The sequence below is a fragment of the Pseudomonas floridensis genome, assembly GCF_002087235.1.
GTDB classification, from domain to species: Bacteria; Pseudomonadota; Gammaproteobacteria; order Pseudomonadales; family Pseudomonadaceae; genus Aquipseudomonas; species Aquipseudomonas floridensis.
In genome coordinates, this window is record NZ_MUIO01000104.1 from 1 (window position 1) to 10176 (window position 10176).

The 10176-nt window shown below is 61.3% G+C and carries 6 protein-coding genes and 1 pseudogene; 4 read left to right on the plus strand and 3 right to left on the minus strand.

Annotated elements, in window-relative coordinates; all coding sequences use genetic code 11:
- Positions 1 to 622, minus strand: a pseudogene (locus BZK31_RS29545) (retention module-containing protein); the annotation flags it as partial.
- A 420-nt stretch (positions 623 to 1042) separates the two neighbouring features.
- Between BZK31_RS29545 and BZK31_RS23380 the strand changes: the two are divergent.
- The 3 genes from BZK31_RS23380 (at position 1043) to BZK31_RS23390 (ending at position 5927) form a co-directional block, all read left to right on the plus strand.
- Positions 1043 to 2398 (plus strand): TolC family outer membrane protein, encoded by a 1356-nt coding sequence (locus BZK31_RS23380; protein ID WP_083185664.1) that lies wholly within the window; start codon positions 1043 to 1045, stop codon positions 2396 to 2398.
- A gap of 102 nt (positions 2399 to 2500) precedes the next feature.
- On the plus strand, positions 2501 to 4585 hold the full coding sequence (locus tag BZK31_RS23385; RefSeq protein ID WP_244182721.1) for a type I secretion system permease/ATPase: 2085 nt from the start codon (positions 2501 to 2503) through the stop codon (positions 4583 to 4585).
- A gap of 13 nt (positions 4586 to 4598) precedes the next feature.
- Positions 4599 to 5927, plus strand: a complete 1329-nt coding sequence (locus BZK31_RS23390) for an HlyD family type I secretion periplasmic adaptor subunit (protein ID WP_083185665.1) — start codon at positions 4599 to 4601, stop codon at positions 5925 to 5927.
- 32 nt (positions 5928 to 5959) lie between these two features.
- Here the strand turns inward: BZK31_RS23390 and BZK31_RS23395 are convergent, their stop codons facing one another.
- Complete coding sequence (locus BZK31_RS23395; protein ID WP_083185666.1) at positions 5960 to 6193, minus strand: DUF6124 family protein; 234 nt, start codon at positions 6191 to 6193, stop codon at positions 5960 to 5962.
- Between the two features lie 198 nt (positions 6194 to 6391).
- On the minus strand, positions 6392 to 7888 hold the full coding sequence (gene pap, locus BZK31_RS23400; RefSeq protein WP_083185667.1) for a polyphosphate:AMP phosphotransferase: 1497 nt from the start codon (positions 7886 to 7888) through the stop codon (positions 6392 to 6394).
- Between the two features lie 161 nt (positions 7889 to 8049).
- Here pap and mnmC point away from each other — a divergent pair, with 161 nt between their 5' ends.
- Positions 8050 to 10032: a bifunctional tRNA (5-methylaminomethyl-2-thiouridine)(34)-methyltransferase MnmC2/FAD-dependent 5-carboxymethylaminomethyl-2-thiouridine(34) oxidoreductase MnmC1 gene (gene mnmC / locus BZK31_RS23405; protein WP_083185668.1), complete on the plus strand. Its 1983-nt coding sequence runs from the start codon at positions 8050 to 8052 to the stop codon at positions 10030 to 10032.
- Positions 10033 to 10176: the final 144 nt, after the last annotated feature.

The following is a 10176-nucleotide window of genomic DNA, read 5'->3' on the forward strand; positions in this document are numbered from 1 at the left end:
GCTCGACCGGCGGCTCGACTGGCGGTTCGACCGGCGGTTCGACTGGTGGCTCGACTGGTGGCTCAACCGGCGGCTCCGTAATCGGTGGATTGATAACGGGCGGTTCAGTAACGGGTGGCTGTGTGAAGGGGGGCGATGGGACCCCGTCGTCAGGCAAAGCACCGTCATTGCCACGAGCAAAGGTGTCACGACCTTCGGGAAAAATCGGCGTCATGACCAGCCCTTCGGTCGCAAAGCCGACCACCGGCAGGACCTCGCCACCGGCTTCACTGAGCATCACAACCGTGTGCCCTCCGCCGCTGGCATCGCCGACCGGCCCATTCAGCAATTCAGGATCAATGAACGCCACCTCCCCCAACGTGGGCGTCAGCGGATCGAGGGTTTCCACGTGAGGTGCCTGCCCTTCGAGCACCGCCCCCTCGATTAGCACGCGGCTGTCGCGACCCATCGTCAGCTCACGACCGTTTTCAAGCCGGATCACGACACTGCCGTCAGACCCGGTCTGCACCTGTTCGCCGGCGAATACCCGGTCCGTGCTGCCAAGCAGTCTCTTCGAACCGTCGTCCGCTACCGCGAAGACTTCGCCCACTACCCTGAATACTGTCCCGATGACCCTCGTCATAGGTTGCTCCACTGTCGAGATGATCAGCGCTGTCACTGCCTGGCCACACGTTTCTACGACTGTCCGTGTGTAACGCCTCTGTGCTGAAAAAAAGTAATCGCCAAAATACTGACATGCAGATTTTTCGTCGTTGAACAGACCATGACTGCTTAGGCACACCTGTCGACGACATTCCGTCAAAAATCTTAAATCGGATCATTAAGGCCCATAACGTGCTGAAAATTAGTATTTCAATGCAATCAACCATCGCTCGAATTGGAAAAATGGCATAAGTTTTTTTTCGCATAACGCTTATGAAAAAAGCGTCTGAGGTTTTCTCAAAGTTGTTCTTAGCTGTGTTGTTACATGCCTGAAACGGCTGAAAACACCGATATCGTCATTTTTATGGCGACCGAGAATCTTCCCAGGGAGACATCCTCCATGCGCGATTTAACCCCGCTTTACAGTGCTGTCGTTCTGGCGGTGGCTTGTGCGCAAGCCCAAGCCCTCTCGTTGACCGAGGCGATCCAGAGCACCCTCGACCATCACCCTGAGGTCCAGGCTGGCAAACATGGGCGGTTATCCGCCGACGAAGAACTGAACGTGGCCAGAGGCGGCTACCTGCCGGTTGTCGATGCCGTGGCCGCCTACGGTCGGCAGAAGACTGATAACCCCAGCACGCGAGCACTCTACGGTCACGATACCCAAGCGTTGAATTACACCCGGTCGGAGTTGCGTCTACGCCAGTTGCTCTTCGATGGCTTCAATACGCCCAACGAAGTCGGACGCACTCAGGCGGTGGTCAATTCCCGGGCGTATTACGTACAGGGCACCTCGCAAAGCCTGGCGTTGCGTGCCGTCGAGGTGTACCTGGAAGTGCTGAAACGCCGTGAACTGCTGACACTGGCGAAGAACAATCTACAGGCGCATTTGCGCATCAACGATCAGATAAACCTGCGCAGCGAACGAGGCGTCGGCAGCATGGCCGACCGTGACCAGTCGCTGGCACGCCGGGCGCTGGCGCAAAACAACTTCCATACCGCGCAGGTGGACCTTGCCGACGCCGAAGCCAACTTTGAAAGTGCCGTGGGGCGCTTGCCGGACGAGCTGGAATCTCCGCCATCGATCAAAGGCGAAATCCCGCTGAGCCTGAGCGATGCGCAGCAGAGCATGCTGCTCAACAATCCCTATATGAAATCGGCGCAGGCCGATGTGCAAGCGGCTGAAAAACAGTACGAGATCGCCAAGGCACCGTTTTACCCGCGCTTCGATGCGGAACTGGCAGTCGGCGCCAATGACAACCTGCAAGGCGAGCGCGGTCACGACAACGAATGGCGAGCTGCGGTGGTAATGAACTACAACCTGTTCAACGGCAACCGCGACCGGGCGCGCATGCGCTCCAACGCACACAAGACTGGTCAGGCGCTGGACATTCGCAACAACGCACTGCGCATGCTCAACGAAAACATGTCACTGGCCTGGAACGCGATGAGCAACGCGCGCCAGCAGACGCCTATTGCCCGGGAGTACGTCGAGTCCACCACCCGCGTACGCACGGCCTATCAGGACCAGTTCGGGCTCGGGCAGCGCAGCCTGCTCGACCTGCTGGACAGTGAAAACGAGCTGTACAACGCCAGCCGACGCTACACCGAAGTGCGCTACACCGAGGAACTGGCCATGTACCGCGTGCTGGCCAGCGAAGGCGAATTGCTGCGCACACAGCGCGTGGTGCTGCCCGCCGAAGCCGTGGCGCTGACCGACGTGCAGAGCGAAGCCCGCCTGCCCGAACTCAAATAGGCCGCGACCGGGAGCACGCCCTTGAACAGTCTGGACACCCCCGATGCCGTGACGTCGACCGCAGCACCGAACGATGTCGAAGATCCGTTGCTCGACGGCTTGATGATCCTTTGTCGTCTGCACGGTTCCCCTCACAGTCGCGCCAGCCTGACCACGGGCCTGCCGATGGCCGGTCAGCGTCTCGATCCGTCACTGATTACCAGAGCGGCGGCTCGCGCAGGGCTACAGGCGCGCTGGTTGCGGCGCGAACTGGCCGATATCGACTCGTTGAATCTGCCGGCGCTGCTGTTACTCAAGGACCAGCGCTGTGCCGTGCTGGTACGCCGCGATGAAAACGCCCGTGCATTAATCCTGCCCTCTGAGCTTCAAGGCGGCGAGCAATGGATCGATGGCGAACATCTTGCACATCGTTACGCCGGGCAGGCGCTGTTCGCCAGCCCGCGCCACGAGCTGGAACAGTTGAATGCACCCCTGCTGCCAAGGGTGACGTCCTGGTTTCGCGACACCGCGAAGCTGTCACGCCGCCTGTACAGTGACGCCCTGCTCGCCAGCCTGTTGATCAATGTGCTCGGCCTGATGATGCCGCTGTTCGTCATGCAGACCTACGATCGCGTGGTGCCCAATCAGGCCACGGCCACTCTGTGGGTACTGGCCGTCGGCCTGCTGATCGGCACCCTGTTCGAGATGGGCCTGCGCGTGATCCGCGCCCGGCTGCTGGATCAGGCAGGTAGCAAGACCGATCTGATCCTGTCCGCGACTCTGTTCGAGCGCATCGTCGGCATGCACCTCAAGGCACGCCCGGCTACAGTCGGCGGCTTTGCACAGAGCATCCATGACTTTCAGGGCCTGCGGGAGTTTCTCACCGCCGTGACCCTGACCAGCCTCATCGACCTGCCGTTCGCGATTCTGATGCTGGCGGTCATTGGTCTGCTGGGCGGCTGGCTGGTGCTGATTCCGCTGCTGGCCTTTCCGTTGACAGTCGCCTTCGCCTGGGCGATTCAGGTCCGCCTGCTTGACACCGTGCAGAAAAGCCTGAGCCTGGGTGCGGCGCGACAAGCGTTGCTGATCGAAACACTCGGCGGGCTGGAGACGCTCAAGGCCTGTAATGCACAGAACGAACGCCAGCATCAGTGGGAAAGCACTCACGGCGCGCTGACCCGCCTGGACAATCACGCCCGCCAGCTTGCGGCGCTGGCCAGCAACGGTACGTTGTTCGTCCAGCAGTTCTGTGGGATGGCCACGCTGATCGCCGGGGTCTACAGCATCATTGGCGGGCACCTGAGCGTCGGCGCGCTGGTCGCTACTTACATGCTCGGCAGCCGGGTGCTGGCGCCGCTGGCACAGGTCGCGGGCCTCATCACCCGCTATCAGCAGGCACAACTGACGATGAAAAGCACTGACGCGCTGATGGCCCTGCCCCAGGAGCACGATGTCCAGCGCCGTCCGCTGAACGCCGCACCGCTCAAGGGCGCAGTGAGCGTCAACGACTTGCGGTTTACTCATGAACCCAAGGGTGCCGCCGCATTGAGCGGACTGCAGTTCAGTCTGGAGCCCGGAGAACGGGTCGGCATCATTGGCCGTAGCGGCTCGGGCAAAAGTACCCTAGCGCGGTTGCTGACAGGCTTTCATTGCCCTGACCAAGGCCAGGTGCTGTTCGACGATCTGGACCTGCAACAGCTGGACCTCGGCGAGGTGCGTCAACAGATCGGCTACGTCTCCCACGACCTGCCGCTGCTGGCAGGCAGCCTGCGCGATAACCTGACCCTGGGCGCACGACACGTCAATGACACGCGAATGCTGGAGGTTGCACGAGTGACCGGCGTGGACGAACTGGCCTTGCGGCATCCCCGCGGCTTCGATCGTCCGGTGGGCGAGCGCGGTCAGTTGCTGTCCGGCGGGCAGCGTCAGGCGGTGCTGCTGGCCCGCGCACTGTTGCTGGATCCGCCGATTCTGCTGCTCGATGAACCCACCAGCCACATGGACAACGCCAGCGAAGAACACCTGCGCCAGCATCTGCATCGCCTGATACCCGGCAAAACCCTGCTGCTGGTCACCCATCGTCTGTCGATGTTGAGCCTGGTCGACCGCCTGCTGGTGCTGGACAACGGCAAGCTGGTCGCCGACGGCCCGAAGGACGCTGTCCTCGATGCACTGCGCAAAGGCCGCAACGGCCAGACGCCGGTATGAAGGAGAAACGCACATGACCCTGTCCGGCAACCCTCACGTCGAACGCCCTTTTCTGTCCTATCGATCTGCGGCGCTGGCAGATCCTTCATCACCCACCATGAGCCTCACGGTATGGACCTGCGCCGGGCTGCTGTTCAGCGCCCTGCTCTGGGCCAGGTTCGCGGTGCTCGAAGAAGTCACCACTGGCGAAGGCAAGGCCATCCCGTCAAGCAAGGTGCAGGTCATTCAGAATCTGGAAGGTGGCATCGTGACCGAGATCTTCGTGCGCGAAGGTCAGGTGGTGAGCAAGGGCGACACCCTGTTGCGCCTGGACGACACGCGCTTTCTGTCCAGCCGCGGCGAAAGCGAGGTGGATCGCCTGACCCTGACCGCACAAGTGGAACGCCTGGCGGCCGAAGCCGAAGGTCGAGCCCTGACACTGCCGCCGGATGTGATCGCCAGCGCGCCGCAGGTGGCCGCGGACGAGCAGGCGCTATATGAATCCCGACAGCGACATCTGCTCAGCGAACAGCGCACACTCAACGAGCAATTGCGGCAGAAGACCCAAGAGCTGGCAGAGTTTCGCGCCAAACAGGAGCAATTTCGCAGCAGTCTGGCGCTGGTCCAGCAGGAGCTGGACATGTCGGCACCGCTGGTCGGCTCCGGGGCGGTCTCCCCCGTGGAAATCCTGCGACTCAAGCGCAATGCCGTCGAGATTCGCGGTTCGATGAACGCCAACACCCTGGCTATCCCGAGGGCCGAGGCGGCAATCAACGAGCTCAGAAGCCGGGGGCAGGAATCGGAGCTGGCCTTTCGTGCCGACGCGGCGCGTGAGCTGAACGAGAAGCGCAATGACCTGGCCCGAATCGGCGCCACCCGCATCGCGATCGACGACCGCATGAGCCGAACCACGGTGCAGTCGCCAGTGCGCGGTATCGTCAAGACGCTCAAGGTCAACACCATCGGTGGCGTGGTACAGCCCGGCAGTGATTTGCTGGAAATCGTGCCTCTGGAAGACAACCTGTTGATCGAAGCGAAGGTACGCCCCCAGGACGTGGCATTTCTGCATCCGGGCCAAAAAGCCATGGTCAAGTTCAGCGCCTACGACTACACCCTGTATGGTGGACTCCCGGCGCGACTGGAACTGATCGGCGCCGACACGGTGGCCGACGACAAGGGCAACAGTTTCTACCTGATTCAGGTACGTACCGACAGCAATCATCTGGGCAGCGACAGTAAACCGCTGCTGATCATCCCCGGCATGATCGCTACCGTGGACATCATTACCGGAGAAAAAAGCGTGATGGATTACTTGCTCAAACCGGTGCTCAAAGCCAGGGCCGAAGCCCTGCGCGAGCGTTGAAAAAGGCCTGAACTCAAGGCCGCGGGAAAGGCTTAGTGCCTGGCGATACTGTCGATCGAACCGTCCACCAGAATCTTGGCCATCTGCGCCAGATGGACCACGGCAAGCGTCATGTCGCGCATGGCCGTCTGGGAACAGTCGGCGGACTCACCCGCCGTGGCAATGATCCCGCGCAGCAGGTCCGAAGCATGGTTGAGCGCATCTTCGGCACCCAGGTTCTCGTTGATTGAAAACAGGCCGGATGAAGCAGGATTGAGGGTAGGCATAGGGGCACGTCACTCAGGTTAATCATTACCTTGGTCGCCACAGGGCGTGCGACGACAGGGCGCAGAGTATGGACCCGGCCCCGGCGGCGCAATACGCTTTAGACGTCTAGGAAGTTTCCTTCAATGGAAAGAGACCCATCGCGTCATCCGTCCCACGACCCTCGGATTTTCAGGTTTCAGTGCCTCCCTCAATAACGTTCATTTCTTCCTGTCCCTGGCAAAAGCAGCTTCCAGCGCTTCGTTGAGGGTGCGCAAGACCTTGACCCGAGCCCAGCGTTTATCGTTGGCCTCGACCAGGGTCCAGGGCGCGATTTCAGTGCTGGTGCGATCCACCATTTCGCCGACCGCCTGACGGTACTGCGGCCACTTGTTGCGATTGCGCCAGTCGTCCTCGGTAATCTTGTAGCGCTTGAACGGAATCTGCTCGCGCTCCTGAAAACGTTCGAGCTGGGTCTGCTCATCGATAGCCAGCCAGAATTTGACGACCACGATGCCAAAGTCGGTGAGTTGCTCCTCGAAGTCGTTGATTTCGGAATAGGCGCGCATCCAGTCGGATTCGCTGCAGAAACCCTCGACCCGCTCCACCAGCACGCGTCCGTACCAGGACCGGTCGAAGATGGTGAACTTGCCGCGTGCCGGAATCTGCCGCCAGAACCGCCACAGGTAGGGCTGGGCCAGTTCGTCCTGAGTGGGCGCGGCAATCGGCACGATGGCGTACTGGCGCGGATCCAGCGCCGCCGCCACCCGACGGATCGCGCCGCCCTTGCCGGCCGCATCGTTACCTTCGAACACCGCCACCAGGGCATGACGCTTCATGCGTTTGTCGCGCATATTGCCGGACAGCCGCGCCTGCTCGGTGATCAGCGCTTCCTTGTAATCGTCCTTGTCCAGACTCCGGCTCAGGTCAAGGCTGTCCAGCAGGGTCAACTCTTCATCATGGCTCGCCACCGGGCCTGCGCTCTGCGATTTGGGCTCGGGCTCGACTTTATTCAGCGCCGCCTGCATGCCTTCGAGCAACAACCGCCCGACCGTCAGGCTGCGGTAGTTGGGGTCCACGCCCTCGATCACGTGCCATGGTGCATATTCGCGGCTGGTACGACGCAGCACCCGCTCGCCGAAACGCACGAATTTGTCGTAGGTCCGGGACTGCTGCCAGTCAAGCGGGCTGATGCGCCAGCTATGAAGCGGGTCGTCCTTCAGCGTCTTGAGGCGCAACTTCATCTGCTTCTTGGACAGATGGAACCAGAACTTGAAGATCACCGCGCCTTCATCACAGAGCATCTTCTCCAACCGCTCCGCGCCACTGATGGCCTGGTCCAGCACAGCGTCCTTGAACCGGCCATGGACCCTGCCTTGCAGCATCTGGCTGTACCAGTTGCCGAAAAAAATCCCCATGCGCCCCTTGGCGGGCAATTGCCGCCAGTAACGCCAGACCGGCGGATGCGCCAGCTCTTCGTCGGTCTGCTGGTCGAAGGTGCGCACTTCGATGTAGCGCGGGTCCATCCACTCGTTGAGCAGCTTGACGGTTTCACCCTTGCCCGCGCCTTCGATGCCGTTGATCAGCACGATGACCTGACGGCCAGCCTGTTCATGCAGGTCGTACTGCGCTTCCAGCAACGCCTCGCGCAAGGCAGGCACAGCGGCCTCGTAGGTCTCGTCATCGATGGCATGACCGATTTCAGCGGATTCAAACATGCACTGCTCCCTATGTGATACGGCTCGGGGATGATGGCCAAGTGAGCCCAGATGAACATAAAGACCACCGATTGCCGCCATGGGTCAATCGCTGCAACAGCAATACCGCTTTTATCCGCGCAGACGGCTAAAATGCCGTGATTGCCCCTGCTGAGCCGAACATGACCATTACCCGCCACGCCCAGATCGACTGGGACGACCAAGGCAACCCGCATTCGCGTACGTTTTCCGATGTGTACTTTTCGACCGAATCCGGTCTCGACGAAACCCGCCATGTGTTTCTGGTTCAGAACGATCTGCGTCGTCGTTTTACCGACCTGGCGGAAGATGGACGCCTGATCATCGGCGAAACAGGCTTTGGCACCGGACTGAATTTCCTCTGCGCCTGGCAACTGTTCGATGAGTGCGCCCGGCCCGGCGCACGACTGCATTTCATCAGCGTCGAAAAATTCCCGTTGAGCCGCACCGATCTGCAACGCGCCTTGGCGTTGTGGCCGGAACTGGCGCAGTTCGCAGAACCGTTGCTCGCTCAGTACGTCGCGGTACACGAAGGCTTTCAGCGGCTGGTGTTCGATCAGGGGCGGATCACCCTGACCCTGCTGATCGGCGATGCACTGGACATGCTGCCGCAGCTGGACGGTCAGATCGACGCGTGGTTTCTCGACGGCTTCGCCCCGGCGAAAAATCCGGAAATGTGGACACCGGAACTGTTTGCCGAACTGGCACGCCTGTCGACGACCGACACCACCATCGGCACCTTTACCAGCACCGGCTGGGTGCGCCGTGCGCTGAACGCGGCTGGCTTCAAGATGAAACGGGTGCCGGGCATCGGGCATAAATGGGAAGTGCTGCGCGGCACGTTCATCGCCTGGCCGGAAGACGCCCCACCCGCACCCGTTGCAAAACCGTGGTTTGCCCGTCCCCCAGTAGTGCAAGGTGAGCGCATGGCGCTGGTGATCGGTGCCGGACTGGCCGGTTGCGCCACGGCCGAGAGCCTGGCGAACAGAGGCTGGCAGGTCAGCCTGCTGGAGCGCCACGCTGCCCCGGCGCAGGAAGCCTCGGGCAACCCGCAAGGCGTGCTGTACCTGAAACTGTCCGCGCATGGCACGGCGTTGTCACAGTTGATTCTCAGTGGATTCGGGCACACCCGTCGTCTGCTTGAACGCCTGCAGCGCGGCATCGACTGGGACGGCTGCGGCGTGCTGCAACTGACCTTCGACGACAAGGAGGCCAGGCGTCAGGCGCAACTGGCCGATGCCTTTCCTGAGTCATTGCTGCACCTGCTGGACCGACCTGCCGCCGAAGCGCACAGCGGCATTGAATTGGCCAGCGGCGGATTGTTTTATCCGGAAGGCGGCTGGGTCAATCCACCAGCGTTGTGCGATTTACAGGCCAGGCACCCGAATATTCGGCTGATTGGCCATCAAGAAGCGTTGCAATTGCGACAGGTCGATGGGCAATGGCAGGCGTGGGATAACGAACGCCTGATCGACAGTGCACCAGTCGTGGTGCTCGCTGGCGCGGCGGACATCAAACAATTCGCGCAAAGCGCCGATTTGCCACTCAAACGCATCCGCGGGCAGATCACCCGCCTGCCGGAAACACCGGCCAGCAAGGCCTTGAGCACGGTAGTCTGCGCCGAAGGTTACGTCGCCCCGGCGCGTCTCGGCGAACATACGCTGGGCGCGAGCTTCGACTTTAATAGCACCGATCTGACACCCAACGTGACGGATCATCTGGGCAACCTGCAGATGCTCGAAGAAATTTCCCACGATCTCGTGGAGCGCCTGCAGACCAATCAGCTGCCACCCGAACAACTGCAAGGTCGCGCCGCGTTTCGCTGCACCAGCCCGGATTACCTGCCGATCGTCGGTCCCTTGGCCGATCGGCAGGCGTTTCTCGACGCCTTTGCCGCGCTGGCAAAGGATGCGCGCCAGGTGCCCGACGTGGCCTGTCCCTGGCTCGACGGCCTCTACATCAACAGCGGCCACGGCTCACGCGGACTGATCACCGCCCCGCTGTCCGCCGAACTGCTCGCCGCCTGGCTCGACAACGAACCCCTCCCCCTGCCCCGCAGCGTTGCCGAAGCTTGCCACCCGAACCGGTTTGCCTTACGCGGGCTGATTCGGGGTAGCAATAAATAGCATGGTTGATTTGAGTAACGCATTCTTACACGCGGCAATCTTCGTGATAAACCAATCTGCACCCTTCGCGAGCAGGCGGAACGCCGCCCGGCGCGCTCCCACTAGCAGAGCTTCATCCTTACGCGATAGTGCAAACACCACCGA

Coding starts and splice junctions, on each gene's coding strand:
- BZK31_RS23380 (WP_083185664.1), top strand. CDS start 1,043: ATGCGCGATTTAACCCCGCTTTACAGTGCTGTCGTTCTGGCGGTGGCT.
- BZK31_RS23385 (WP_244182721.1), top strand. CDS start 2,501: ATGATCCTTTGTCGTCTGCACGGTTCCCCTCACAGTCGCGCCAGCCTG.
- BZK31_RS23390 (WP_083185665.1), top strand. CDS start 4,599: ATGACCCTGTCCGGCAACCCTCACGTCGAACGCCCTTTTCTGTCCTAT.
- BZK31_RS23395 (WP_083185666.1), bottom strand. CDS start 6,193: ATGCCTACCCTCAATCCTGCTTCATCCGGCCTGTTTTCAATCAACGAG.
- pap (WP_083185667.1), bottom strand. CDS start 7,888: ATGTTTGAATCCGCTGAAATCGGTCATGCCATCGATGACGAGACCTAC.
- mnmC (WP_083185668.1), top strand. CDS start 8,050: ATGACCATTACCCGCCACGCCCAGATCGACTGGGACGACCAAGGCAAC.